Source organism: Bacteroides sp. L008 (genome assembly GCF_040812255.1).
Lineage (GTDB): Bacteria > Bacteroidota > Bacteroidia > Bacteroidales > Bacteroidaceae > Bacteroides > Bacteroides vicugnae.
Map to the genome: position 1 here is coordinate 3,487,161 of NZ_JBFNXO010000001.1, position 25,340 is coordinate 3,512,500.

The window sequence follows — 25,340 nt, forward strand, 5'->3', positions numbered from 1 at the left end:
TATGACCATTTAAAACAATTAAAGGAGGAAAACATCATGGCTTATATGTCAGAAGAAGGTTACAAAAAACTGATGGCGGAACTGAAGGAACTGGAAACAGTGGAACGCCCGAAGATCTCTGCGGCAATAGCCGAAGCCAGAGATAAAGGAGACTTGTCTGAAAACGCTGAATACGATGCAGCAAAAGAAGCGCAAGGTATGCTCGAAATGCGTATCAACAAATTGAAAGCTACCATTGCAGATGCAAAAATCATCGATGAATCTAAATTGAAAACAGATTCCGTACAGATTTTAAATAAGGTGGAACTGAAGAATGTAAAGAATGGCATGAAGATGATTTATACCATCGTTTCAGAAAGTGAAGCTAACCTGAAGGAAGGAAAGATTTCCGTTAATACCCCGATTGCACAAGGTCTGCTTGGCAAGAAAGTGGGTGATGTAGCAGAAATCACTGTTCCACAAGGTAAAATTGCACTGGAAGTAGTAAACATATCAATTTAACGTAAAGGCAGGTCTCCGTGTGGGGCTTGCCTTAATTTATCAATAAAAGTTATGGCAACAATATTCAGTAGAATCATCGCAGGCGAGATACCCTGCTACAAGGTAGCGGAAAACGAAAAGTTTTTTGCTTTTCTCGATATCAATCCGTTGGTAAAGGGACATACATTGGTAGTGCCCAAACAGGAAGTAGACTATATTTTCGATTTGAGCGATGAAGACCTGGCTGCTATGCATGTGTTTGCAAAGCAAGTAGCCCGTGCCATTGAGAAAGCATTCCCTTGCCGAAAGGTAGGTGAAGCTGTTATCGGACTGGAAGTGCCTCATGCACATATTCATTTAATTCCTATTCAAAAGGAATCGGATATGCTGTTTTCGAATCCGAAACTGAAATTGTCGGACGAGGAATTCAAGTCCATAGCACAAGCAATCAACTCCTCTCTATAAAACATGATGATGAAATAATGAAAGGCATTCCGTGATGGAATGCCTTTTTTCTTTACTATTCTTTACTTTCGGCTACTTCAACCAGATAAACTCCAATACAAATAAAGATGATTGCAAACGTCTGCGTCCAACTAAAGCGATCTTGTCCTAGAGCAAGGGAGGCAATGGTCGCCACAATCAGAATCAGATAACCGTAAATAGCAACGACCGTTGTCTTCAGATATTTCAAACCGACAGGCAGCAGCATATAACTGATAGTGGTAGGGAAAATCAATACGAACATCAGAATAAGGAAAGGTGTCCAATGGAACGGCATGGAGAATACCGGGGCATCAAATCCTGTAATAAATGTGACTATAATGGCAGACACGGCAGCACCGGAAAAGGTATATCGCAACATCGTTATTGCTCCAATGGCCGTGAGGATGCGCTGACTAAGAATCAGATAGACAGCATACACCACAGAACTAAGAAGACAAAGCATATTCCCCATAAAAGCATCAGAGGCCAAATCATCGCTTTGCTGGGTTAAGATGCAAACCAACGCTCCTATCAGACCGATAGAAATTCCTATTATTTTTTTAGCGCCCGCCTTCTCCTTATAAAAGAATATCATCATTAGAAAAACCCAAATAGGCTGGAGACTGGTAAAAATGGAACTGGAAACAGGAGTTGTTTTACTCAATCCGGACAGATAGAGAAACATAAAACCGTAAAGTCCCAAAGCCCCCAACAGAAAGAGGAGCCATTTATCTCTGGCTGACGATTTCTCCGGAGGCATAAACCACCCGATCACCCAAAAAGCCGCCGCCGCAAATGTGCAACGAAGCGCGGCTCCCGTCAATGGACTCATCCACAAAGGCAGAAGATACTTTAAGGCATTCATATTTAAACCGCTAAATACTTTCGAGACAGCCATGCTAAGATTGGCCTCCAGTTTCTTATTCTTCATTTTTTATTTCAATTGGTCGTTAAACAAAAAGGTATTACGGCGCCGATATGCCCAGAAAAGAGTAACAATAGTTATCAGAAGATTAAAGATAAAAGGAAACTCCTGTGATTGGGTATGGAATATCCACTGGAAAAAATCGACAATAAAGGGATAAAGCAAGATAGCCAGATAATTCATCATCATCACAAACGCCAAAGCCAATGTGGTCTTTTGCGGCAGTGCGGTCTGAGTGGTCTTATCATAAAGCATAGGCTGAATAATGCCATATCCCAAACCAACCAGGATACATCCGGGAATAATCAGCCATTCGATTGGAGCTATCCAGATTAATAGCAGTCCCAACGCTATTGACAGCAGGCTGTATGCTTTCGTACGTCCTTTCAGCAGGGCTACGATCTTATCCAGACAGAAACCCGGAGCGGTGATAGCCAGAAAGAAAAGTGAAATCATCAATCCGGAATTGCCACTGGAAAAGTGATGCTTTTCCATTAAGAAAGGTAGATTGAAGATCACTACTACCACGATATATGTTATCACGCCATAGAAGAGCATCAACTCTATCAGATGTTTGATGTGAATACCGTATTTGCTGCCTCCTATATCTATGGAAGTAGATTGTTCGGAGGCTTCGTTGTCTTTTGTAGTATCTGCAGAAGAGGAAGGAGAGGGCGTAAAAGCGACTTCTCCCGTCCGGTCTTCTTTCAAATGTCCTACCAGCAGAATGGAAATCAATGGGAGGAGATAGACAAGGAAAGGCAAATGCCAGCTGACTTCTGCAAGATAGCCCGTTACAGCAGTTGCTATCACTAACGTGAAATTAGTAATAGCGGAGCTTAATCCGAACTGTTTCACCCGATAGGTTCCTACAAAGTATCTGGAAACCAATCCGGTAGATAAAGGGATAATCAAACCGGAACCGATACCGAGCAAAGCACTTACCACAATTAATTGCCACATTCGATTGGAAATCAGATACAAAATGCCGCTCGCGGCAAAAAGCCAGAGTCCGACCTTTAATACACGGACATAATCGACTTTCTCTGTCAGTTTACCACCCAGCAATATAAAAGGAATAATGAGCAGTGATGGTAGCGAAGTCAACATCTGTATGTCCAGATCCGTAGCTTCCGGAAATATCTTCGTAAGATCACCCAATATAGGTGAAACAGCCAGTCCCGGCAATGAAGTCAATGCCGAAATAGACCAGATGGCAATTAAAGTAATAAGAGGAATTGTTCCCCGTCCCGTCTGTATCTTCATAATGCTTATTCGTTAAAAGTTTAGGTTTGAAGAAAACAATAGTCTTCTTATAAAGTTCAAAAGACGTATATCCGGACTTTATTGCTTTAAAAGCATCCCGGGAAGTTCTTCCGTGCAGGCAAACCCACCCCCTTAATAAACGCCAAATAATGTAAAAGCCGGAAACTTTCAAACCTATCTGCTGTTGTTGTGGGAAATTCGACGGGGAAAATCCCCATCGCCCTAAACCTTTAAAAAAAAACAAATTAGTATGGAAGATTTAAATTTCAGAAAAGGTGATGCAAAAACCGATGTATTTGGTTCAGACAGAATGTTACAACCCTCTCCGGTAGAGAAAATACCTGATGGACCTACTACTCCTGAAGTCGCCTATCAAATGGTGAAAGATGAAACATTTGCTCAAACTCAGCCCCGTTTGAATCTGGCTACTTTCGTTACCACTTATATGGACGAATATGCTACCAAGCTGATGAATGAGGCCATCAACATCAACTACATTGATGAAACAGAATATCCGCGTATCGCTGTGATGAACGGCAAATGTATCAACATCGTTGCCAACTTGTGGAACTCTCCTGAAAAAGAGACTTGGAAAACAGGTGCTTTGGCTATCGGTTCTTCAGAAGCATGTATGTTGGGTGGTGTAGCTGCCTGGTTGCGTTGGCGTAAGAAAAGACAAGCACAGGGCAAACCGTTTGATAAACCAAACTTTGTTATTTCTACAGGTTTCCAGGTTGTTTGGGAAAAGTTTGCACAGTTATGGCAGATCGAAATGCGTGAAGTGCCTTTGACACTTGAAAAAACCACTCTTGACCCCGAAGAAGCTCTAAAAATGTGTGATGAAAACACCATCTGTATCGTACCGATTCAAGGTGTTACATGGACTGGACTGAATGATGATGTCGAAGCATTGGACAAAGCTCTGGATGCTTACAATGCCAAGACCGGTTATGACATTCCTATCCACGTAGATGCCGCCAGTGGTGGTTTCATCCTTCCGTTCCTGTATCCGGAAAAGAAATGGGACTTCCGTTTGAAATGGGTACTTTCTATCAGTGTATCGGGCCACAAGTTTGGTTTGGTATATCCGGGACTCGGATGGGTTTGTTGGAAAGGCAAAGAATATCTGCCCGAAGAAATGTCATTCAGCGTCAATTATCTGGGAGCCAACATTACACAGGTAGGTTTGAACTTCTCTCGTCCGGCCGCACAAATTCTGGGACAATATTATCAATTCATCCGTTTAGGATTCCAGGGTTACAAAGAAGTGCAGTACAACTCTCTGCAAATAGCCAAATATATCCATAGCGAAATAGCTAAGATGGTTCCATTCGTCAACTACTCCGAAGATGTCGTGAACCCACTATTCATCTGGTATATGAAACCGGAATATGCAAAGAACGCCAAATGGACTTTGTATGATTTGCAAGACAAATTGTCTCAACACGGTTGGATGGTTCCTGCTTACACATTGCCTTCTAAACTGGAAGATTATGTAGTGATGCGTGTCGTTGTTCGTCAGGGATTCAGCCGCGACATGGCAGATATGCTTCTGGGCGACATCAACAATGCCATCGCCGAACTGGAAAAACTGGAATATCCGACTCCTACCCGCATGGCTCAAGAAAAGAATCTTCCGGTAGAAGCCAAGATGTTCAACCACGGTGGTCGCCGTAAAACCGTAAAAAAATAAAAGGATCTATGGATAAAAAAGTAACACTCGCTCAATTGAAAGAAGTGGTACAGGAGGCATACGATCAGGTAAAGACCAATACCGGCGGCAAGAATGCCGACTATATTCCTTATCTGGCAAATGTCAACAAGGATCTCTTTGGAATCAGTGTCTGCCTGCTCAACGGGCAGACCATCCATGTGGGAGACACTGACTATCGCTTCGGTATAGAATCCGTATCCAAAGTGCATACGGCTATCCTGGCACTGCGCCAATACGGTGCTAAAGAAATCCTGGACAAGATTGGAGCGGACGCAACAGGCTTGCCCTTCAATTCAATCATCGCTATCTTGCTGGAGAACGACCATCCGTCTACTCCGCTGGTAAACGCCGGAGCCATTTCTGCCTGCAGCATGGTGAAACCTATCGGAGACTCTGCCGGGAAATGGGAGGCCATCGTAGGAAATGTAACAGACCTATGCGGAAGTGCCCCGCAACTGATTGATGAATTGTACAAATCTGAATCGGACACCAACTTCAACAACCGTTCTATCGCATGGCTGCTGAAGAATTACAACCGGATTTATGATGACCCGGATATGTCATTAGACCTTTACACCCGCCAATGCTCATTGGGAGTTACCGCATTGCAGCTTTCCATTGCAGCTGGTACAATCGCCAACGGTGGTGTGAACCCTGTGACTAAAAAAGAGGTTTTTGATGCCGCACTAGCTCCCAAGATCACTGCCATGATTGCCGCAGTAGGTTTCTACGAACATACCGGCGACTGGATGTATACTTCCGGTATTCCTGCTAAAACAGGTGTAGGTGGCGGTGTGATGGGTGTTCTGCCCGGACAGTTCGGTATTGCCGCATTTGCTCCTCCTTTGGATGGTTCGGGCAACTCCGTGAAAGCGCAGTTAGCTATTCAATACATCATGAACAAGCTGGAATTGAATGTATTTAGCAACAACCATATCACCGTTGTTGACTAAAAACTCTCTCTATCTCTTTTATAAGAAAGGTAAAGGTTACTATCTCCCGATAGTAACCTTTTTCTATTCCCCATACCTTTTTTTTTTTGGGGGGGGACAAGGTGGAGTTCATTCATTTAGTAACGAATACTATTGTTCTTGCCCTTATCCGCAAGCACATTATTATGTACTTGCTTTTTGCACGGCTGCTTTTTCCGCCAATTCTTTTTGTGCGGAAGCCTTTTTCTGTTGTTCCTCCTCCTCGTAATATTGTTTTCTACGTTTGTTGGATTGCTGAATCAGATTGGTTATATAAACCGTAAAGATAGGAAACATCATCATGCCTAAAGCAGCCAACAAAACGGAAAGTACACGTCCGGTCACCGTCTGCGCTATGATATTCGAGCCGACGGTAGTGACATCCATGAAAGCCCACCACAAAGCATCTCCATAACCATTCACCAAAGGATTCACCCGATGCTCCAACACAAAAAATGCCAGACTGGAAAAATAGACTGTTGCCAGCAACATCGTCAGGTAAGAAACAAACAAGCTCGAAGCCCGGTTGTAAGTCAACCAGCCGACCACAATGGCAAGTGCATATCCTCCTCTCAATAAAGGAATGAAACGGAGCAGATAGGTGATCTCATCCGAAAATGTCCACCCATAATAAGCGATAATATTCTGATAAGGAATCGCCACCAATAAAAAGATAAAATGCGTCCGCAAATAACGTCCCTTATGTTTTGCCAGAAAGAACTCCAATACAAAATCAAAAAGAAACCAAAGACAGATAAATAGCTGTACTTTCATGTACGAAGACTGTGTATAAAACGGTATTCCCTTAAAAGTATCCACCGAGATACTGATAACCAGGAATAGGGACATTATTAATATAATAATGTGAAGAATACCATAGATTCCCTTTTTCCCGGAAATAAAATCTGAAAGCGCTGATTTCATAACTACTTAGTTTATAATAAAATGATTCATATATTATTTAGATGGTTTAGAAACAATCGAAGAAAGCGATTGTTTCGGAAGAAGTAAATCCGGGATTACAATCTCCCATTTCGGGGATGTTAATTAACGAACTTTGAAAGAGATTGCGGAAACATCTCACGCAAAATGTTGTTATAACACTGACTTTAAAATATTTTTCACTTAAAACCTTAACTTATGGCGAATATTAAAAATGCAGTGAAGCTAGGCGTGTTTACCCTGGCTATCATGAATGTTACGGCAGTAGTATCCTTGCGTGGACTACCAGCCGAGGCCGTATATGGAATGAGTTCGGCCTTCTATTATCTTTTTGCAGCTATTGTCTTTCTAATCCCTACATCGCTCGTTGCAGCCGAATTGGCGGCGATGTTTCAGGATAAACAGGGTGGTGTGTTCCGGTGGGTAGGCGAAGCCTACGGCAAAAAGCTGGGATTCCTCGCCATTTGGGTACAATGGATCGAAAGTACGATCTGGTATCCGACAGTGTTAACGTTTGGTGCCGTATCTATCGCTTTCATCGGAATGAATGACGTACATGACATGTCACTGGCAAACAATAAGTATTATACGCTCGTCGTAGTACTTATCATCTACTGGCTGGCTACTTTCATTTCCCTGAAAGGTATGAGCTGGGTAGGTAAAGTTGCCAAAGTCGGTGGTATGGTCGGTACAATTATCCCGGCTGCCCTGCTGATTATCTTGGGAATCATTTATCTGGCAAGCGGCGGACATTCCAATATGGATTTCAATAGCAGCTTCTTCCCCGACTTTACCAACTTTGACAATGTCGTTCTTGCTGCCAGTATCTTCTTGTTTTATGCCGGTATGGAAATGGGGGGTATCCACGTAAAAGACGTAGAGAATCCTTCTAAAAATTATCCGAAAGCCGTATTCATCGGTGCACTTATCACAGTGTTGATCTTCGTTTTGGGTACTTTTGCATTAGGTGTGATTATCCCTGCAAAAGATATCAACCTGACTCAAAGTCTGCTTGTCGGTTTCGACAACTATTTCAAGTATATCCATGCTTCCTGGTTGTCACCAATCATTGCCGTCGCCCTTGCATTTGGTGTACTGGCTGGTGTATTAACATGGGTTGCCGGTCCGTCAAAAGGTATATTTGCCGTAGGCAAAGCCGGATATATGCCTCCGTTCTTCCAGAAAACAAACAAACTGGGTGTACAGAAGAATATCCTGTTCGTACAAGGTATCGCTGTAACTGTATTAAGTCTGTTGTTCGTTGTCATGCCGTCCGTACAGAGCTTCTATCAGATTCTGTCACAGCTGACAGTTATTCTTTATCTGATTATGTACTTGTTGATGTTCTCCGGAGCTATCGCATTGCGTTATAAGATGAAGAAACTCAACCGTCCGTTCCGTATCGGTAAATCCGGCAACGGTCTGATGTGGTTTGTCGGTGGCCTTGGTTTCTGCGGATCATTACTTGCCTTTATCCTCAGCTTCATCCCGCCCAGCCAGATCTCTACAGGTAGCAACACCGTTTGGTTCTCCGTACTGATTATCGGTGCTATTATCGTTGTTGTTGCTCCGTTTATTATCTACGCTTCCAAGAAACCGTCTTGGGTAGATCCTAACTCTAATTTCGAACCGTTCCACTGGGAAGTTCAAGCTCAACCAGCCACTGTCAATGTCAGTGCAAATAACACTAATGCTGCCCGTCCTACCGCAACTTCTGTACATACAGGAGGCGCAACCGGGACAAGTACAGCAGTTTCTGATGCGGCATCCTCTGGTGCCACCGCCTCCGGTGCTACTCCATCAAACAGCAGTTCTGCTACATCCAGTGGAAATTCTACTTCCGGCAAAGCATCTCCGGGAACCGGAGACAAAGATAAGGATGCACCTAAGTCGTAAAGACTAAGTGTCCATCCTGTTCACAAAAAAGTAAGAGGTTATTCAAACAGCCTTGAACTTATAAAATTACCCTCACTACAGTGAAGTGCTCCCCTAAAGTCAGTTATAAAACCTTTGGGATGCACTCCACGGTTGTAGTGAGGGTGATTTATTTTAGGGGATTTTCTCCAGCCTTCTTATTTAGAAGTATGTTCCCCATCATTTAATCGATACAATACCTGTCGATTGAAGAATCTTATTTTATTGCCTGTGGCTTTATCCGTTCCGGCTTTATCACCCGTGGCAACACAAAGCTGAAAATAGATCCCCGGTTAATTTCCGAATCAAGTTCGAGACTTCCACCCAGATTTTGGAGGATCGTTTGTGAAAGAGTCAGCCCAAGTCCTGTCCCCTGCATTTCACGATCGAGTTTTATGAAACGTGAGAATATTTTTTTCTGTTCCTCTTCCGGTATGCCAATGCCTGTATCGGACACAACAAAACAAACTTCTTCCGTTCCTTTCTGGCTACAACTAAAACGAATTTCACCCGATTCGGTGAATTTCATTGCATTATGTAATAGGTTGGACAATACCTGAATGATACGTTCCCGCTCCGAATACATCATTATAGGTTGTATGTGTGCCTCACAAACCAATTCCACCGACGAGTTATTCAATTTCGTTTTAAAAATTCCCTCCAACTCTCTTAGTAAATCATTGGCATCAAAATCTGTATAAACAAAATCTACTGTTCCCGATTCTATTTGAGAAAGATCAAAAATATCATTCACCAGGCGCAACAAGCGTTCATTATTCTCTGCAATAACATCAGCATACATTTTTCGTTCCTCTTCACTGGAAGCCGATACCATCAAGCCCGAAAATCCGACAATCGCATTTAGCGGTGTACGTACCTCGTGGCTCATATTAGCAATAAAGGCAGATTTCAATTTATCGGCAGAAACAGAATGTTCTCTTTCAATAGACAGTAGCCTTTGCGCATTTTTCAGCTCCGTCACATCATAAACAGTCAACACCATATAATCTTCGCCATGAATATTCAAATAAGTACCCGATACCGATACATCGCAAGGAGTCACTTTCGTTTCATCCTCACTCAATAACTTCATGGAAGCTTCCAGATTTTTAAAACTTGCTTTCTTGCAAAAAGCCTTACCGATAGACGCACGGATACAACATAGTTTGCATTGTTCATGCTGACCACATTCACCGGCTGCAATCGCATTTCTACAATGCAGCAAATCCCCCACTCTTTTTGTAACTCCACCTACCTGAACTGGAAGATGGTTCAAAGAATAATAATTGGTATCACAAACTACAAAATCTTTGTCAATCAATAAAAAGTAAGCATTGATGTTCTGCAAAACCAGAGCCAACTTTTTAAGTTCATTCTCTTTGTTTTCCTTCAAATGCACCTCTTTCTGGAGTGACTGACACTTTGCCCACATATAAATGAAGGCAGCTAACAAAACTATTATAACAATAATCGCCAGTAATGACATAGTAATAGAGTGTTTATATTGTTTTGATCGTTTCAGTCCGTAAATTTATAAAATATGTCGCACAAACAGCTGTTTATCTACATATTTATTCTAGCAAAAATGCATTTATATTTCTACGAGTCTAAAATTGGTAAAAATTTCCCCTTAAGTTATTGCGGTATTAAAAAATATACTTATCTTTGCACCCGCAAACGAGAAAGGTGCCATAGCTCAGTTGGTAGAGCAAAGGACTGAAAATCCTTGTGTCCCCGGTTCGATTCCTGGTGGCACCACTTCTTAAGCAATCGGAATGTAGCGCAGTTGGTAGCGCACTACGTTCGGGACGTAGGGGTCGGGCGTTCGAGTCGCCTCATTCCGACAAAATCGGGGTTAACTAGCTGATTAGCAGAAAGTTATCCCCGATTTTTCAATAACAGCCGGGACGAAATCGGGACGGCTACCCTATATTAATCTAATAGCTTTTCAATTATCCCATTGTCTAAAATCAATCCAGACCATCTTCGTCATTTTGAGATCTGTCTTGGCTGAATCGTGCCCATAGCGGATACCACAGTTATAATGCACATAAGACTTTTGCAGATCAATGGCATCAGTAATGACAACAGAAACGACACCGGGCTGTGCATCTGAACTCAAAGAATAGATACACTGTTGTTGATGTAATTTCATACTGTTATTGATATGGCTTAAATAGTTCTGACGTAGCGTATAACCTCCCCATGTCACGTAATTGGGGGTCATAGCCTGCGCAGCATCAATCCATCGCTTTCCTTCGCTTGTTTCGTAAACAAAAGCTTCCGCTTTGTCGTAAAACTCACCGGGAATAAATTGCCAAAGTTTACTATACACCCCGTTTCCAAATTGTCCTTTACAAGAATAATCCATGGACAGAGTTTTATAAGATACATCTGTAGATGACTCTTTGCCAAATGATACTTGAAGAGCTTCCCAAGGTTTCTCTGCCAACTTGACGGGCGATACTTCAACAGATACTTTCCAAAAAGAGTTCTCTGTATAACTAGCTCCATGATTCACCGTTTGCGGTTGATAACTGACTTCCCGAAAAATACCTCCATCAGAGTGAATTGTCACCTCACTGGATGCTTGCCGCATCATATTCCAGATATAAGCATATACATCAATCCCCTTGGGAGTTGTATAATCCTTGATATTAGCCGTAAAACCATTGCCGGCAGTGTTTGTTACACTCAATATGCAGTTATTGTTTTTACTATATATCTGAAAGTTATAGGCATCTATTGACCAAGCATTATCTATTATCACATCCGGAGTGGCGCCCTCTTTCATCTTATAAGGAACCGCTTGCATGGAATAATTCATATCTCCTTGAGCATAGCCATAAATACGATTATAAATTTCAATACGTTTCAAAGCTTCTTTGTCAGCCATCTGTGCATTGTATCCGGGATCTAATTCCAGACTTTCAGGCAGATTATCGACAGAATGGGTCAATAACCTCCGGCTGAAAGATTTCACTCCCTTGCCTATCATATTATCCTTAGCATAGGGATCGGCAGAAGGGAAGATACGATAATGCTGAACGTTATCATAGTTGATACCATAATAGCCCGGTTCCATATATACCCCTATCAAAGAAAGCATTTCATTTTTTTGATCCTGCGTAGTCCCGGTTGCTATAATGTAGAAATCCCGTTTATAAAACTTCAGCATACGAAATAAAGATACCGGATATTTGCCGGAAATCACATCATTGATATTTAATACAACCGTCGCATAGATATCCGGGTTCTTAATATCAGTATTAAGCTCCGCCTCCGGATCTGCCATTTTATCATAGTCAACAATCGTTTTTTTCCCAATCTCCCAAGACGCAGGAATGTTGTTAAACAGGCGGGAAGTGATATCCTTTACTTCAGCATCATCGGTTCCCATACGAATCAGGACGACATCTTTCTTTTCTTCGTTACTATAATTAGCCACCGGATCATCGTTGATATCATCCTGTACACATGCCTCGAAAAAAAGGCTTGCAAGCAAGAGTGTCTTATATAATATTCTTGTTCTCATCGTAATCCCTTTTTAATAGTTCGTTTTACCAATTATTATAATCAATCCATACGGTAGTGGTTTTATGCACATCTACCGTTGTATCATAGGCTGTGCCGGCACTACTGGGCAAAGGATGTAGGACGGCCTGCCCCCAGCTGGTGAACCAGGCTCCTCCACGCTGCAACGCCATCCCATCAGTAATTTCAACAGCTACCACACCTGCCGATGCCCCAGTTGTCCGAGCAGTGATAGCACACTCCTGTTGGTAATTGAGCAGGTTTTGATTAAACTGCAAATCGTTATCATAGTCGCAGAAAACATTGTCCGTACCTGGAGTACCCGCCACATGATCGTAGAGAATATCATACCATGCAGGCGAAATCATAGCAGCACCATCAATCATGCCATTCGCTTTCATAGCCTTACTACCCCGAAAGAGAGTTTCAGGATACCACTTCCAGCAATACTCCATCTCGGCATCGGTGATAGTACGAGTCACCTCCCGAGTCATCTCCGATAATTGATAAGTGATGGATTTCCCCCAACAGTAATCACCTTTCAAAACGGGGCTTACTCCCAAATCAAAGCCTACGCTCTTGCTGTACGAATGCCCGATGGTACTTTCGGTTTCCGGCAGCCCGGGTGCAAAATCAATCAGTTTCAGGTTCAGTTGCGAGCGCTGGCCATCACGGATATTAATCTTCGTATAGGCATTGTTACGCAATCCCCAAATTAGTGCCCAAACTTCATACATGGGTGGATTGTTGAGCGATACCAGTGAATTGTCAAGCCTGTTGGAGAATCCATTGCCACCCGAACTGTAGACGGCAATCATATTATCTCCATTGGTCGGAGCATAAATGCGTAGATTATATACATCAATAGTCCATTCCCTGTCTACCAGTCCATCATACCTTTTATCATCTCTTGGAACGTAATTCCGAATTTCCGCCGTATAAGGCAAAAGCGACTCATATCCCGTCATATGATATTTGTAGTCGCTAGTATAAACATAAAAACGGTTGCTGATATAAATTTTCTTCATAGCATGCAATGCCCGCGCAGTTACTTCCGGAGCCGATGGATCATCTGTAGGTCCGGGAGCAGAAAACATATCACGTGTATTGGGAATAAGCCCTCCAGTACCACAAAGTTTCTTCAAAGCATCCGGATCATTCACATCATAATAAGCGTACCGTTGCTCACGCGGAAAACTAACTTTATAATATCCCTTATCTACATAAAGTCCGAAAAGTTTCAGCATTTGTTCTTTCAAATCTTCGCCTTTGCTGTCATTGGCAATCAGGATCACTCCCTGACGATTGTGACGAACATCTTGTATCATTTCAGGAGTATATGTACCCGCGATAAAATCGGCAACATTACCAACGATAGTCAAGTCATTCAGTGTATCTCTTGCCATCGCGACCAATGTTGCCGACTTATCAACTCCAGGTAAATCGTTAAAAGACAACGCCTTGTCATAGTGGTTCACTGCTTGCAGCTGATCTGCAATCTTCTTTGTTTCTGCACTTGCTCCATTAAGCCAGATGAGATAACTACCAGATTGGGCAGTTAGCTCGATAGCATCAGTCTCCTTATCGGTTGTAACCAATGAATCTTCTGCATTAATCGGATCGTCCATATCACAGGAGTAAAATGCAAGCAAAACAAACAGAAAAACAAATAAAGTTTTCATATTCGTATACATTTAAAAGTGAAACAATATGCCACATTCACCGACCAAATGTGACGATTCTGATTTCTTCGTCTATGTAAAGAGAACATACAGCAAAACGAATAGGTTCAGCCCAGTATATTCCAAGGTTAATATGCAGGCTATCAGAAAGAAATGATTTATGCTTGAAATTCCCATGAACACTATAATATAGGAAATTATTAGAACTTTCTAATTTGTATTATTTAATTGTTTTAGCAGCCCGAAGAGGGCCTCATCATAGCTATAGTCTGATATAAAAATTAATATATCAGTATAAATTACACAACAGAATACCGCTGTATATTATATAAAGTTTTCTAACCACTTTAGTCCCATTATTAGCATACAATTTACATTTCATCAGTTCAACTTCTTCTACTGAACCAACCACATCAATCCATAAGTTTTTTTTCATGATTTGATTCTCTTTCGTACGGTTCTGAATTAAACAAGTCATAAAATTTAGGCACGGATTACACAGATTACACGGTAGCTTTGCGCACTCACTACGCTAAAACCGTGAAATCCGTGTAATCCGTGCCTAAAAAGAATCATAAGCATTTGATTCATTTCCATACCGTTACGTTAATGATTATGATAGGATTTATTATCCTTTTGACCAAAAGATTTTCAATCTTTCTAATTAATTAAAAGTCAACCTTTTGCATCTTAGTCTTGACATTTTCTGCTCTTTCAGCCAAGCAGCAATCTTAAGATCGTAAAAGCCTTGATATATTCTCTTCTAAAAAAAGGTGGGGAAGCTTTACCTGCTATCCATCGGTACACAGATGCAGTAGTCGAGCTCGGCAAGTCAGCAATCCGTTTTATTGTATCAGTTTGCTAATTCGGAAAGCTTTATATACTTACTAAATGCCATGATTGATAAAATTTTAATTTATACTAATGTTATTACAAGATGTTTTATTAACTTCGTGGTGTTATTTTTATAACACGATGCAAACATGGAGCATTTATCTGTAAAATTCAACCAATTTATAGAATTTCTCTCTGTACAATTAAAAACAATTTAGCAAACCGATACATGACTGTAAAAGAAAGACTTATAAATTTTATAAAATATAAAGGTTTAAGCCAATGTAAGCGAATCAGATTTGGAGAAATAATCTATATAGTTTCAAAATACTAATTAACAATGCAATAATTTTGATGAACATTATGAAAAATAATAGTAAGAATGAAGCCCCGTTATCCGGGATGCAATCGGGACGAGAAAGTTCTAACCGTGAGATTTTAAGGAGTATAACTATTTAATAATCAGTTACCCTTGCGAGAGAATAATTGCGCGACAATTCGCCTCATTCCGACAAAAACAAAGGGTAGCTTTCTGGAGTACAGCAAGTTGCCCTTTATTTCTATTCAGTCACCTGAACAAATTCAGGACGGATATGTAATAAAAAACAACCCATTATATCATGAAAAACAGGATTTATCTCTTTACAGTAGCAGTAGCTTCATTTATGTGCATCAGTTGCACAAAGACTCAAACTATCCTTTCCGAGAATGAAAAGACAGTCAATCCTCCCATCATGGGATGGAGTTCATGGAATGCATTTCGTGTAGATATCAGCGAAGACATCATCAAGCATCAAGCCGACCTGATGGTGAAAAAAGGTCTGAAAGATGCCGGATATCATTATGTCAATGTTGATGACGGCTATTTCGGAAAGCGCGATGACAACGGGATTATGCATACCCACGAACAACGTTTCCCGAATGGGATGAAACCGATTGCGGATTACGTTCACAGCTTGGGAATGAAAGCCGGTCTCTATACCGATGCGGGCAACAGCACATGTGGCTCCATGTGGGACAATGATACAGCAGGTATAGGAGCTGGTATCTATGGACACGAACCGCAAGACGCCCAATTGTACTTTGGCGACTGGGGTTTCGACTTTATCAAAATTGATTATTGTGGAGGAGATGCGCTGGGACTTAATGAAAAGGAACGATACACTTCCATCCGGAACAGTATAGACAAAGTAAACAAAGATGTTTCCATCAACATCTGCCGATGGGCTTTTCCAGGCACTTGGGCTAAAGATGCAGCAACTTCCTGGCGTATCAGTGGAGATATTAATGCACATTGGGGATCATTAAGATATGTAGTAGGAAAGAATCTCTACCTGTCAGCCTATGCCGGAAACGGACATTATAATGACATGGATATGATGGTCATCGGATTCCGTAACGACAGTAAAGTAGGCGGACAAGGTCTTACTCAGACAGAAGAAGAAGCTCATTTCGGTTTATGGTGTATCATGAGCTCTCCTTTGCTTATCGGATGCAATCTGGAAAACATACCGGATTCTTCGCTCGAACTGCTGACTAATAAAGAACTGATTGCCCTCAACCAAGATCCGCTGGGCTTGCAGGCCTATGTAGTGCAGCATGAAAATGAAGGCTATGTACTCGTTAAAGATATTGAACAGAAACGTGGGAATGTACGTGCAGTAGCTCTTTACAATCCTTCCGATACCATCTGCAGTTTCTCCGTGCCGTTCTCTTCACTGGAATTTGGAGGAAACGTAAAAGTACGTGATCTGGTAAAACATAGTGATTTAGGAAACTTCTCCGGTACCTTCGAACAAACGCTTCCTGCACACAGTGCCATGTTTCTCCGCATAGAAGGTGAAACACGCTTGGAACCGACCTTGTACGAAGCGGAATGGGCTTATTTACCTCTTTTCAATGACCTTGGCAAAAATCCTAAAGGTATTCTTTATGCCCATGATAAGGAAGCCTCCGGCAAAATGAAAGTAGGTTTCCTTGGCGGACAACCGGAAAATTATGCCGAATGGCGGGAAGTATATAGCGAAGATGGCGGACGCTATGATATGACCATCCATTATTTATATGGCAAAGGACGACAAATAGAACTGGACGTAAACGGCATCATTACCAAAATCGACTCTCTGGGAGAGGATAATGGTCATAACCAAATCACAGTTCCCGTCGAATTAAAAGCCGGATACAACACTATTCGCATGGGTAATAGTTATAACTGGGCACCGGATATCGACTGCTTCACTCTGAAGAAAGCGCTGTAATTTGACTATATAACCTCATCTATTAAAAGGAGCAATAACGGAATAAATGTGCCCCTAAAAGTTTTTCATCTTACTTTTAGGAGGCACTTTAAAATCCATTATTGCTCCTTTTTAGTTTAGATACTGTCTAGTAATCCGTATCATATTTGATCTCTTCATACTTATTCCTGTTTATTCCGGTGTTATCATAATCACCGCTTCCTCTCTTACATTCACCTGCAAACGTGCATCTTCTGTCAGAGGTGTCCAGACCACCCGCTTACATTCTCCTTTCTGCAGATCATTAGAGTGACGATCGCTGCCACTCAGATATTCCGTCCCCACTTCCGTATTCTCAAATGTCCATCTCCATACACCATCCAAATTCAAATAGAAGTTTTCAATTTTACTATCTTTTGCATGAAAGTCCAGTCCATTTCCCTGAATATCAAACGAACCAAGTCGGCAAGAATCCAATGATATGTTATAACGATTACCACGAACAAACAATGAATCTGTTTCAACATTTATCAGATTCAATTTCAAGCCTTCTGCATCAGCAATGATACTGGCCAGCGAATCCACAGCCAAACTCACATCAAAACCACTCACAAAGATATAATCTCTGTCCCGATACTTTTCCGGACTATTGTTCACATTAAGATCTAACTTCATAAACAAAGTATCATCCTTTTGGGTAACATTCAAATAGTCCCCTTTGGGATATGAAACCTGTTCTTTCCCTGACGAAGCGGCAGTAGATCCTATTTTCATTTCGCCGCTAATAAACACACGTCTCGTTTCAGGTACTCCATCCTGGCTGGTAAACACCTTTATAACATGTATGCCATTCAAATCCATCTTCACCTGTTCATTACCCAAAAAGGCTCCATCTTCCTGATACGGCTTCCCCGACATAAATATGAAAATAATAGTTGCCACAATTACAATCAATCCGGAAACGAGAAGGCCTATAAATATATAAGTAGTACGTTTCATAATATTTCGTCTTTATTCTATTTCTGCTTTTTTATAAACTCATGATACATTGTCTCTATTTCTTTTATCGGTATATCAAGCGTATACAACTGACGAAAGAAATAGTCCAATTCTTCCTTCAAAAAGGTATCTTTACGGAGAGAATGAATCAATTCTTTTGCTCCCGAAGCTACAAAATACCCTATGCCACGTTTATTATAAATAATATTTTGTACCTGAAGATAGTCAAAGGAACGCATCACCGTATTAGCATTCACCTCCACAATGGCAGCATACTCTCTGACAGAAGGAATCCGCTCCTCTTCCGGATATTGCCCCAGCAATATCTCATCACAGATTCTATCTGCAATCTGTAAATAAATAGCTTTACTTTCTTTAAAATTCATAGGTTAAGGTATTACATTCTATTAATAATTTCAGACTCCTTAAAGCGGAAATAAGCCAGTGTCCAATTCACCAACGCAAAAAAGATGCCGACGCCAATTACGATCCACATGACAACTTCCTGTGACTCCAATACGCCTCCTGAATAGTGCTTGTTACTGCCTTCCAACAACCCCCTACTCACCAAAGCAGCCACTAAAAAATATACTATGCCTATAATCGTTCCCGATGCAAATGTTTTCAAAAAAGAATTCTTAGGCCAAATAGAGCTACCTAACACAAATAAGGATTGAACAAAGAAATACCCTGATATCAGCGCTCCAAATTCCAACCCTCGCCTGCATAAAGTATAATATTTTTCATCACCAACCAAATGTGACAAGTCGACAGGAGTAATAAAATCCTTCTCCGGATAGGCTAAAGAATAGACAGCAAAGCGCGTATAGTCCGCCAACTTATAACATATCAGGAAAACAACCAGATACACAACCGTAAATACAAACCATCTGGAGAAAAACTTCTCGAAAGGAGTTGCCGGAATCATTAACATGGAAGTACGGCTCGTTTTCGTTTTCATCTTTTCCATTGTAAACGAAGCACTCAAACAGCCGAATCCCCACAAAGCCCAGATAAAAGTGACAAGAAGAAATACCCACGCCGGATCCTCCTGATAATTATAAGTACTTCTATACTCAAAATATCCATTCCAAACCATTACCACTGCCATCACTCCATACATCAACACCATACGAAGCACATTCGATCTCCAATTCTCCACCATCTCCTTACGGCAGAGATTTATAAAACGAGGCAAACTGAAAAAAGTATCTTTTATCATCGTCTTTTATTTTTGAGTGTGAAACAATCGGGCAATCTCTTCAGGAGTAGCCAGTGTAGCATTAAAAAGAAGTTCCAGGTTTAGTTCCGACTCGTCCTGCTTTTCATTAGGAAGGATCAGGTAGTTACCCTGAATAGTAGGAATTGCAAAAAGTGCACTTTTGGCCAATTCCCGATCATCACTCTCCACAAAGAAAAGTTTGTCGCAAATATTACTTGTCGACTCATCCAGCAACACACGGCTGTCATCCATAATCAACACATGATCGAGCACTTTGTCTATGTCACGAACCTGATGCGTGGAAATCACAATCGTTTTATCGTCCGACATACCTGATGCTATAAACTTACGAAACTGACTTTTGCCGGGAATATCCAGCCCGTTGGTCGGTTCATCCATCAACAAAAGAGAGGTATTCGTAGCAAGCGCAAAACTCATGAACACTTTCTTTTTCTGCCCCATAGAAAGCGCTCCGAGATCAATATCTATATCCATCTCAAAATAATGAAGATATTTGATCATCTCTTCCTTACTGAAACGAGGATAAAAAGGACTGTTCAACTCAATATAGCTGACCAAAGAAACCGAAGGCAACTCAAATTCTTCGGGAACTAAAAACATATCCTGCAAAGTAACCGGCAACCGACGGCGCACATCTGTATCGTGGAACATCACTTTACCGTTTTTAGGAGTCAACAAGCCGGACATCAGATAGAGAAGAGTAGATTTTCCCGCGCCATTCTTTCCCAACAGTCCATATACCCTGCCGGATTCGAACGAAAGCGAAAAATCATGTAGTACCGCACGCTTCGATTTACGATAAGTAAATGAAAGATTTTCTACTGTAATCATAGTATTTCTGTTTAATGAATAATGTTCTTTAGGTGTATTAGTGTAATAGTACACCACAAAAGTAGACAATCTTTTGAATATTCCAATAGAAAAGAAGAAAAAAGTACAAAAAAAGGAGGAGCTAAGATCACTCTCCACTCCTCCTGTCACGACAAACAACTAAAATTATTCACTATTTGATGCCGTCCAATGCCCTTTTAGCAGTAGCATTAGCGGGGTCTATAGCCAGAATTTTACTCCAGTATTCGATGGATTTATCTTTATTAGCCTTTGCTTCGGCTTTCAATGCCGGATTTTCGATAGCTAACAAATAGTAATATCCAAGATAACTGTAGCATTCAACCAAAGCTGAATTGTAATGAGGATCGTTTTTGCTTTCCAATAAAGCGGCCACTTCCTCATAGAAAGGTTTCGCAAGTCCTTGAGTTGTCTCAGGGTCAAGTGCTGAATTGGCACGAGCTCTCCAGAAGTTACCCAAATAGCTGTCCGGCGCTGCTTCTGCAATTGCATGGAAAGTAGAATCGGCGGACATTAACGCTTGCTTGCGTTCTTCAACAGTGATTGCTAATGAATCAGGTTGCGTACCAGCACCGTAATAAAGTCGACCAAACTGGAACTGTAAGTCCGGAGTCTGTTTTTCTTTATCAAGAGATGAATAATATTTCTGGTAAGCACTGATTGCTTTCTTATAATCATTCTTCTGTTCGTATGCAGAAGAGATATTCTTATATAAATCCGTCTTTGTCGGATCCATCTTTACCGCTTTCTCATATTGTACCACTGCATCATCATATTTTTTCAGACTCTCCAGCAGATGTCCATAATACATATAATCCAAATATGAATAATCGGCTTTATCACATTCCTTGAAGAAGACATCTGCAGCCTTCAACGCTTCATCAAAACGCTTCAGGTCAGTATAATTATACATTGCCAAACGATTGAACGCAGCATGGTGGGCATTCTTTTGCAATCCCATATTAGCTACTTCGAGTGATTTATCAAAATCATGGTTCAAAAATAGAGCAAAAGCATACTTCACCAAATCTTCTTCCGTAGCAGTAGGTCCCATTGCAAAATTCGCATAAGCCTCTACCGCTTTATTAAAATCATTTTTTAAATAGTAAATCTCGGCTAATTTTTTATCTACAGCTGTGTTGGACGGTTCCAGTTCCTTCAATTGGTTCAGCTTCTCAATGGCAAGACTTGCATTGGCTGATTTATAAATATCTGCATATTTCAGATAAGCTTCCGTGCATTTCGGATCGAAATAAATTGCCTCCTCATACTTTTGAGAAGCCAGACCCGCATTTTTCTGTTTTACGGCAATATTTCCTTCCAATACAGAAGCAAGAGCCGATTTACCATTCGCTTTTCTGGCAAGAGCTGCATACTCCTGCGCTTCTGGAATCTTGTCAGCATTCAGATATGCATCTCCAATAGCTACCAGCAATTCCACATTTTTCTTATTTTTTCCTTTAATCAGATGCTCAGCTTCTTCAGCAGCCTGTGCCGGATTCGTCTGAATAGTTTCTTTCAATTTCGCAACCCCGGCCTGCCATTCGGCATCAGATGATTGCGCATAGAGCGACCCTACTGCTATAAACGCTCCAGCCAAAAACATTTGTACTCTTTTCATTATAGTCTCTAATTTTAGTTATTATTCGTCTTTCACGTGGACAATACGTACCGGCTGAGTAGCCGGAACAAGTCCGGATTTTAATATAATCCTCTGCCCTTTGTCGGATGTCATAAAAGAAGCAAATCCCCAAGGCAGCCCACTGCGAGGATCATTCAGCAATGCATAAATAGATCGTGCCAACGGATAGTTACCATAAAACAAGTAAGCCTGATAAGGTTTATAACTGTTAGCAGGAGTTGCTACATCCTCTGCACTCACTGACATCACTCTGATCTCTTCGCGAAAAGAAAGATTGGTTGTATCACTGCGGTTCCCCAACCAGTTTACTCCAATAACTCCCATAGCATCGGGATTATTCGCTACATAATCTATCACCTGCTGGTTGGTTTTCAAGGCACTGACGTTACCTTCAGCCAACTCTTTTCCACCACAGATTGAATCCATTGCAAAACGTACGGTACTGGAGTTCTTATTATCGAACACCACCTGAATCCCTTTCAAACGGGAATTCGGATTTACCTCTTTCCAGTTTTTCACTTCACCGGTAAGGATGCGGCGGAAATCACGTACACTCAACAAAGAATCCGGATTAGCACGATTCACAATCAATGCCAGACCATCCGTAGCCAATTTTATCTCGCGAGGGAAAAACTTACGGCTGTGGAATGAATTCATTTCTTCCTTAGTCAGTGTCCGGGTTGCAATAGCCAACCGGACACTGTCTTTCAGAAGTAAATTTATCGCTTCCACTTCAGTTGTGTAGCGAGGGACAATCCCGGCCAAAGGGTAAAGGCTTTCAAACACCTCTATCTCTTCTTGTATGATAGGTTCAAAACTCTCATCCGCTGCGATAGATACCACACCGGAAGAATAAGTATCCGTCGGTCCTTTTGACTTTGAGTTACAAGCACTCAACGTCGCTAACACAACAATTCCTATCAGCCTTAATTGTCTCTTCATCATTCTTTACTGTAGTTTAAACATTACCGGAACGGTGAACTTCACACGTACCGCTTTTCCATTCTGCTTACCAGGGAGCCATTTCGGCATGCTTTTTACCACACGAACAGCTTCCTTATCCAAATAAGGGTCTACACCACGAGCCACATGTACGTCAGAAATAGAACCATCACGTTCCACAACAAACTGTATAATAACGCGACCTTGTGTTCCATTCTCCTGTGCAATAGTCGGATATTTGATATTCTTACCCAGGTAAGCCATCAATTCAGACTGTCCACCGGGGAAAGTCGGCATCTGTTCTACCATATCGAAAACTTTTTCCGGTTCCGGTGCAGCCTGTGTTACCACCTGCTTAAGGTCTGCGATATCTTTACCGTTAGCCTCGTCATTACCTTTTACGTCGGCAATGGAGATAGATACTTTGGTAGCATTCAAATCTTCCTGGCTCTTGATTTCATTGTCTTCATGCACTTCTTCATCTTTCTTGATGACAGGAGCTGTAAACTTGATAGAACTCTTCAATGCAGGGGGAGGAGGTGCCACCGGTTCAACGCGTTTCATCTCTTCCTGTTTGATTTCAGGTTCTTCCAATTTTGACAGAGTAGTTACTTCTGTCATCACTTCTTTCTGCTCCGGAGTTGCCAACTTAAGCAGTGTAGGGATACTAAATCCAACCGCTGCTATGACCACTACAATCAACATAGCGACATTATGTCGTTTTGTTGAATTGGCACGCAGTCTATATGCGCCGTATGCTTGGTTTTTGCCTTCAAAAATCAGTTGACACCATTCCGAAGAAGCTAAATCTAATTTTGCCATTTTACTTTTCTTTTTTAGGTGTTACATCAATTATCGGCTAAGTTCTGTGACAATCCACCTTTCGCATCGTAATTCTTAATCAAGAATTCATCAGCTTCAGCGATATCTGTTATCACATATTTACCAATATTACATATCTGCATTTCGTCCAGCGCGTCAATCAGATTCATATAAGAAGCATCATCAGTAGCTTTGATAATTACGGTCGGTGTATCCTTTCCGCTCTTTATCTCAGAAACCTGCTTCTTAAATTCATCATCCGTGATCTTTAGATCAAGTTTTTGCTGCTTCAATTCCCTTACTTTATTGACAGCAACAGCATTCTTCTGAAGAAGTACGGCACGCAGTCCATCTGCGCCGTAGCTAGTTTCTTTCAACGAGGTATAATCCTTATAATTAGGTTCTCCCTCGTAATAATAGAGTTTGTTATCAGCTCCCAGCAATAACGTAATTGCTTGTGAAGCCTTCACCATACTCTTTTGTTGTTCAGTTATATCTTTGTCATTACTCGGCATGCTTATCTCCATCGTCTGAGGTTTGCTCAGTGTGGTACAAAGCATAAAGAAAGTAATCAGCAACATGTTCATGTCCACCATCGGTGTAAAGTCCACCCGGACAGATATTTTCTTTTGCTTGCTTTTTCCTCTTTTTCCGCCGCTCTCTTGTACTTCAGCACTCATTGTATTTCCTCCTTTTTAATTTTCAGATTCTGCTTTGAGAGAAGTAATCAGATTGTACCGATTTTCCCGCAAATCCTGAAGTGAGTTCATAACGTTCTTTATCACTGAGTATGGAGTCGTAGCGTCTGCCTTGATAGCAATACGTAGATCAGCGTTAGCAGTACGTGCATTACGTACCCACGATTTAAACTGATTGTCAACACTATCGCATGGAATACCTTCATTCTTTAAGATCTTATCCCGTTGATCTTCCGGGAGATCAAGATATTTCTGCATACTTCTGATAGGTACTCCAAAAGTAGAAGACAAGATAAATCTCTTCTCCTGTTCCGGAGTAAACTTAATGCCATACTCTTCACCCATGCTCTCCAATACAGCCTGCATATCCTGCTGCTTGTCGAGGCTCATAAATATTTTTCCTTCCGGATCAACCAGAATCTGGAGTACATTCGTCTCCGGAATTTTGATTTCCGATACGGAAGCCGGAGTGGTAACTTGTACTGGTTCTTTCTTCACAAATGTTGAAGTCAACATAAAGAAAGTCAGAAGCAATACAGTAACGTCACTCATAGCTGTCATATCTATGAACGTACTTTTCTTTTTAATTTGCGCTCTACCCATGATTAATAATAGATTTTATAAGGGTTCGCAGAATTAGTGAGTAGCAGCAAAAGTTTGCACGATAGAGAATCCGACTTCGTCGAGTCCGTAAGTCAATTTATCGATTTTGTTAGTGTAATAGTTGTAAGAGATAACAGCCAATGCACCAGTCAAGATACCGAAAGCAGTGTTAATCAAAGCTTCAGAGATACCTTGTGACAAAGCCATAGAGTCGGCACCACCACCAGCAGACAAAGCAGCAAATGAACGGATCATACCGATTACAGTACCAAGCAATCCCATCAATGTACCCAAAGTAGTGATAGTAGCGATGATCGGAAGGTTTTGTTGCATCATAGGCATTTCCAAAGCAGTAGCTTCTTCAAGTTCTTTCTGGATAGCCAACAGCTTCTGTTCTTTAGGAAGAGCAGTGTTCTTTTCCATTTCTTCATACTTACGCAAAGTAGAAGTTACTACGTTAGCAACAGAACCACGTTGTTTGTCACAGATTTCCTGTGCTTTCTTCATGTCACCTGCAGCTAAAGCGTCTTTGATATTAGCTACAAACTTAGCCAATG

The 25,340-nt window shown here is 41.3% G+C and carries 23 protein-coding genes and 2 tRNA genes (1 of these 25 only partly in view); 8 read left to right on the forward strand and 17 right to left on the reverse strand.

The genetic code is table 11. The features are described 5' to 3' along the window. Positions 1-36 precede the first annotated feature (36 nt). Positions 37-501 carry a transcription elongation factor GreA gene (gene greA / locus AB3G73_RS13940; RefSeq protein ID WP_032844195.1) on the forward strand — a complete coding sequence of 155 codons (465 nt, stop codon included), beginning with the start codon at positions 37-39 and terminating at the stop codon, positions 499-501. A 51-nt stretch (positions 502-552) separates the two neighbouring features. Continuing rightward, the gene (locus AB3G73_RS13945) at positions 553-945 is read left to right on the forward strand and encodes an HIT family protein (protein WP_148367051.1); all 393 of its coding nucleotides are present in this window, start codon (positions 553-555) and stop codon (positions 943-945) included. Positions 946-1,000: 55 nt separating this feature from the next. On the opposite strand, the gene AB3G73_RS13950 is transcribed toward AB3G73_RS13945, so the two are convergent. Both AB3G73_RS13950 and AB3G73_RS13955 read right to left on the reverse strand, forming a co-directional pair. Further along, entirely contained in the window at positions 1,001-1,897 is an 897-nt protein-coding gene (locus AB3G73_RS13950) for a DMT family transporter (RefSeq protein WP_148367050.1), read from the reverse strand. A 3-nt stretch (positions 1,898-1,900) separates the two neighbouring features. Then, positions 1,901-3,157, reverse strand: coding sequence for an MFS transporter (locus AB3G73_RS13955; RefSeq protein WP_367745139.1), 1,257 nt, complete (start codon positions 3,155-3,157; stop codon positions 1,901-1,903). A gap of 250 nt (positions 3,158-3,407) precedes the next feature. Here AB3G73_RS13955 and AB3G73_RS13960 point away from each other — a divergent pair, with 250 nt between their 5' ends. Both AB3G73_RS13960 and glsA read left to right on the forward strand, forming a co-directional pair. Then, positions 3,408-4,850 (forward strand): glutamate decarboxylase, encoded by a 1,443-nt coding sequence (locus AB3G73_RS13960; protein ID WP_148367048.1) that lies wholly within the window; start codon positions 3,408-3,410, stop codon positions 4,848-4,850. Between the two features lie 8 nt (positions 4,851-4,858). Further along, on the forward strand, positions 4,859-5,824 hold the full coding sequence (glsA, locus tag AB3G73_RS13965) for a glutaminase A (RefSeq protein WP_148367047.1): 966 nt from the start codon (positions 4,859-4,861) through the stop codon (positions 5,822-5,824). Positions 5,825-5,986: 162 nt separating this feature from the next. On the opposite strand, the gene AB3G73_RS13970 is transcribed toward glsA, so the two are convergent. Continuing rightward, positions 5,987-6,766 carry a potassium channel family protein gene (locus AB3G73_RS13970; RefSeq protein WP_148367046.1) on the reverse strand — a complete coding sequence of 260 codons (780 nt, stop codon included), beginning with the start codon at positions 6,764-6,766 and terminating at the stop codon, positions 5,987-5,989. A 216-nt stretch (positions 6,767-6,982) separates the two neighbouring features. Here AB3G73_RS13970 and gadC point away from each other — a divergent pair, with 216 nt between their 5' ends. Beyond that, positions 6,983-8,680, forward strand: coding sequence for a putative glutamine/gamma-aminobutyrate antiporter GadC (gene gadC / locus AB3G73_RS13975; protein ID WP_322019648.1), 1,698 nt, complete (start codon positions 6,983-6,985; stop codon positions 8,678-8,680). A 235-nt stretch (positions 8,681-8,915) separates the two neighbouring features. Here the strand turns inward: gadC and AB3G73_RS13980 are convergent, their stop codons facing one another. After that, positions 8,916-10,184 (reverse strand): HAMP domain-containing sensor histidine kinase, encoded by a 1,269-nt coding sequence (locus AB3G73_RS13980; RefSeq protein WP_234133713.1) that lies wholly within the window; start codon positions 10,182-10,184, stop codon positions 8,916-8,918. A 199-nt stretch (positions 10,185-10,383) separates the two neighbouring features. Between AB3G73_RS13980 and AB3G73_RS13985 the strand changes: the two genes are divergently transcribed. Next, positions 10,384-10,456: transfer RNA gene (locus tag AB3G73_RS13985), tRNA-Phe, on the forward strand. A 13-nt stretch (positions 10,457-10,469) separates the two neighbouring features. Next, a tRNA-Pro gene (locus tag AB3G73_RS13990) sits at positions 10,470-10,542 on the forward strand. Positions 10,543-10,646: 104 nt separating this feature from the next. Here the strand turns inward: AB3G73_RS13990 and AB3G73_RS13995 are convergent. The 3 genes from AB3G73_RS13995 to AB3G73_RS14005 all read right to left on the reverse strand — a co-directional run bounded on the left by AB3G73_RS13995 (position 10,647) and on the right by AB3G73_RS14005 (position 14,392). Then, a complete protein-coding gene (locus AB3G73_RS13995; RefSeq protein WP_367745140.1) occupies positions 10,647-12,233 on the reverse strand; it encodes a hypothetical protein in 1,587 nt (528 codons plus the stop codon). 25 nt (positions 12,234-12,258) lie between these two features. Beyond that, positions 12,259-13,914 carry an ATP-binding protein gene (locus tag AB3G73_RS14000; RefSeq protein WP_298047542.1) on the reverse strand — a complete coding sequence of 552 codons (1,656 nt, stop codon included), beginning with the start codon at positions 13,912-13,914 and terminating at the stop codon, positions 12,259-12,261. A 289-nt stretch (positions 13,915-14,203) separates the two neighbouring features. Then, positions 14,204-14,392 carry a hypothetical protein gene (locus AB3G73_RS14005; protein ID WP_320980701.1) on the reverse strand — a complete coding sequence of 63 codons (189 nt, stop codon included), beginning with the start codon at positions 14,390-14,392 and terminating at the stop codon, positions 14,204-14,206. A gap of 976 nt (positions 14,393-15,368) precedes the next feature. Between AB3G73_RS14005 and AB3G73_RS14010 the strand changes: the two genes are divergently transcribed. Further along, complete coding sequence (locus tag AB3G73_RS14010; RefSeq protein WP_195649942.1) at positions 15,369-17,006, forward strand: alpha-galactosidase; 1,638 nt, start codon at positions 15,369-15,371, stop codon at positions 17,004-17,006. A gap of 171 nt (positions 17,007-17,177) precedes the next feature. Here the strand turns inward: AB3G73_RS14010 and AB3G73_RS14015 are convergent, their stop codons facing one another. The 10 genes from AB3G73_RS14015 to AB3G73_RS14060 form a co-directional block, all read right to left on the reverse strand. Then, complete coding sequence (locus AB3G73_RS14015) at positions 17,178-17,984, reverse strand: hypothetical protein (protein ID WP_195649943.1); 807 nt, start codon at positions 17,982-17,984, stop codon at positions 17,178-17,180. Between the two features lie 17 nt (positions 17,985-18,001). Next, positions 18,002-18,370: a GntR family transcriptional regulator gene (locus tag AB3G73_RS14020; RefSeq protein WP_004296279.1), complete on the reverse strand. Its 369-nt coding sequence runs from the start codon at positions 18,368-18,370 to the stop codon at positions 18,002-18,004. A gap of 11 nt (positions 18,371-18,381) precedes the next feature. Then, entirely contained in the window at positions 18,382-19,206 is an 825-nt protein-coding gene (locus tag AB3G73_RS14025) for a hypothetical protein (protein ID WP_367745141.1), read from the reverse strand. 6 nt (positions 19,207-19,212) lie between these two features. Continuing rightward, a complete protein-coding gene (locus AB3G73_RS14030) occupies positions 19,213-20,058 on the reverse strand; it encodes an ATP-binding cassette domain-containing protein (protein WP_148367041.1) in 846 nt (281 codons plus the stop codon). Between the two features lie 172 nt (positions 20,059-20,230). Then, on the reverse strand, positions 20,231-21,697 hold the full coding sequence (locus tag AB3G73_RS14035; RefSeq protein ID WP_167511885.1) for a tetratricopeptide repeat protein: 1,467 nt from the start codon (positions 21,695-21,697) through the stop codon (positions 20,231-20,233). A 21-nt stretch (positions 21,698-21,718) separates the two neighbouring features. After that, the gene (locus AB3G73_RS14040) at positions 21,719-22,663 is read right to left on the reverse strand and encodes a PstS family phosphate ABC transporter substrate-binding protein (RefSeq protein ID WP_148367040.1); all 945 of its coding nucleotides are present in this window, start codon (positions 22,661-22,663) and stop codon (positions 21,719-21,721) included. A gap of 3 nt (positions 22,664-22,666) precedes the next feature. Next, a complete protein-coding gene (locus AB3G73_RS14045) occupies positions 22,667-23,482 on the reverse strand; it encodes an energy transducer TonB (RefSeq protein ID WP_148367039.1) in 816 nt (271 codons plus the stop codon). A gap of 26 nt (positions 23,483-23,508) precedes the next feature. Further along, entirely contained in the window at positions 23,509-24,162 is a 654-nt protein-coding gene (locus AB3G73_RS14050; protein ID WP_122138839.1) for a biopolymer transporter ExbD, read from the reverse strand. Positions 24,163-24,177: 15 nt separating this feature from the next. Next, entirely contained in the window at positions 24,178-24,783 is a 606-nt protein-coding gene (locus AB3G73_RS14055; RefSeq protein WP_004296287.1) for a biopolymer transporter ExbD, read from the reverse strand. 33 nt (positions 24,784-24,816) lie between these two features. Continuing rightward, positions 24,817-25,340 carry the 3' portion of a MotA/TolQ/ExbB proton channel family protein gene (locus AB3G73_RS14060; RefSeq protein WP_148367038.1) on the reverse strand. It continues 274 nt past the right edge of the window, so only the last 524 of its 798 coding nucleotides appear in the window; its start codon lies off the right edge, out of view; its stop codon occupies positions 24,817-24,819.

What these genes read in the sequence shown, in the direction of transcription:
- AB3G73_RS13955 (WP_367745139.1), bottom strand. Translation starts at nt 3,157, where the DNA reads ATGAAGATACAGACGGGACGGGGAACAATTCCTCTTATTACTTTAATT.
- AB3G73_RS14015 (WP_195649943.1), bottom strand. Translation starts at nt 17,984, where the DNA reads ATGAAACGTACTACTTATATATTTATAGGCCTTCTCGTTTCCGGATTG.
- AB3G73_RS14040 (WP_148367040.1), bottom strand. Translation starts at nt 22,663, where the DNA reads ATGATGAAGAGACAATTAAGGCTGATAGGAATTGTTGTGTTAGCGACG.
- AB3G73_RS14005 (WP_320980701.1), bottom strand. Translation starts at nt 14,392, where the DNA reads ATGACTTGTTTAATTCAGAACCGTACGAAAGAGAATCAAATCATGAAA.
- glsA (WP_148367047.1), top strand. Translation starts at nt 4,859, where the DNA reads ATGGATAAAAAAGTAACACTCGCTCAATTGAAAGAAGTGGTACAGGAG.
- AB3G73_RS14045 (WP_148367039.1), bottom strand. Translation starts at nt 23,482, where the DNA reads ATGGCAAAATTAGATTTAGCTTCTTCGGAATGGTGTCAACTGATTTTT.
- gadC (WP_322019648.1), top strand. Translation starts at nt 6,983, where the DNA reads ATGGCGAATATTAAAAATGCAGTGAAGCTAGGCGTGTTTACCCTGGCT.
- AB3G73_RS13945 (WP_148367051.1), top strand. Translation starts at nt 553, where the DNA reads ATGGCAACAATATTCAGTAGAATCATCGCAGGCGAGATACCCTGCTAC.
- greA (WP_032844195.1), top strand. Translation starts at nt 37, where the DNA reads ATGGCTTATATGTCAGAAGAAGGTTACAAAAAACTGATGGCGGAACTG.
- AB3G73_RS14020 (WP_004296279.1), bottom strand. Translation starts at nt 18,370, where the DNA reads ATGAATTTTAAAGAAAGTAAAGCTATTTATTTACAGATTGCAGATAGA.
- AB3G73_RS14030 (WP_148367041.1), bottom strand. Translation starts at nt 20,058, where the DNA reads ATGATTACAGTAGAAAATCTTTCATTTACTTATCGTAAATCGAAGCGT.
- AB3G73_RS13970 (WP_148367046.1), bottom strand. Translation starts at nt 6,766, where the DNA reads ATGAAATCAGCGCTTTCAGATTTTATTTCCGGGAAAAAGGGAATCTAT.
- AB3G73_RS14010 (WP_195649942.1), top strand. Translation starts at nt 15,369, where the DNA reads ATGAAAAACAGGATTTATCTCTTTACAGTAGCAGTAGCTTCATTTATG.
- AB3G73_RS13980 (WP_234133713.1), bottom strand. Translation starts at nt 10,184, where the DNA reads ATGTCATTACTGGCGATTATTGTTATAATAGTTTTGTTAGCTGCCTTC.
- AB3G73_RS13995 (WP_367745140.1), bottom strand. Translation starts at nt 12,233, where the DNA reads ATGAGAACAAGAATATTATATAAGACACTCTTGCTTGCAAGCCTTTTT.
- AB3G73_RS14025 (WP_367745141.1), bottom strand. Translation starts at nt 19,206, where the DNA reads ATGATAAAAGATACTTTTTTCAGTTTGCCTCGTTTTATAAATCTCTGC.
- AB3G73_RS14000 (WP_298047542.1), bottom strand. Translation starts at nt 13,914, where the DNA reads ATGAAAACTTTATTTGTTTTTCTGTTTGTTTTGCTTGCATTTTACTCC.
- AB3G73_RS14035 (WP_167511885.1), bottom strand. Translation starts at nt 21,697, where the DNA reads ATGAAAAGAGTACAAATGTTTTTGGCTGGAGCGTTTATAGCAGTAGGG.
- AB3G73_RS14050 (WP_122138839.1), bottom strand. Translation starts at nt 24,162, where the DNA reads ATGAGTGCTGAAGTACAAGAGAGCGGCGGAAAAAGAGGAAAAAGCAAG.
- AB3G73_RS14055 (WP_004296287.1), bottom strand. Translation starts at nt 24,783, where the DNA reads ATGGGTAGAGCGCAAATTAAAAAGAAAAGTACGTTCATAGATATGACA.
- AB3G73_RS13950 (WP_148367050.1), bottom strand. Translation starts at nt 1,897, where the DNA reads ATGAAGAATAAGAAACTGGAGGCCAATCTTAGCATGGCTGTCTCGAAA.
- AB3G73_RS13960 (WP_148367048.1), top strand. Translation starts at nt 3,408, where the DNA reads ATGGAAGATTTAAATTTCAGAAAAGGTGATGCAAAAACCGATGTATTT.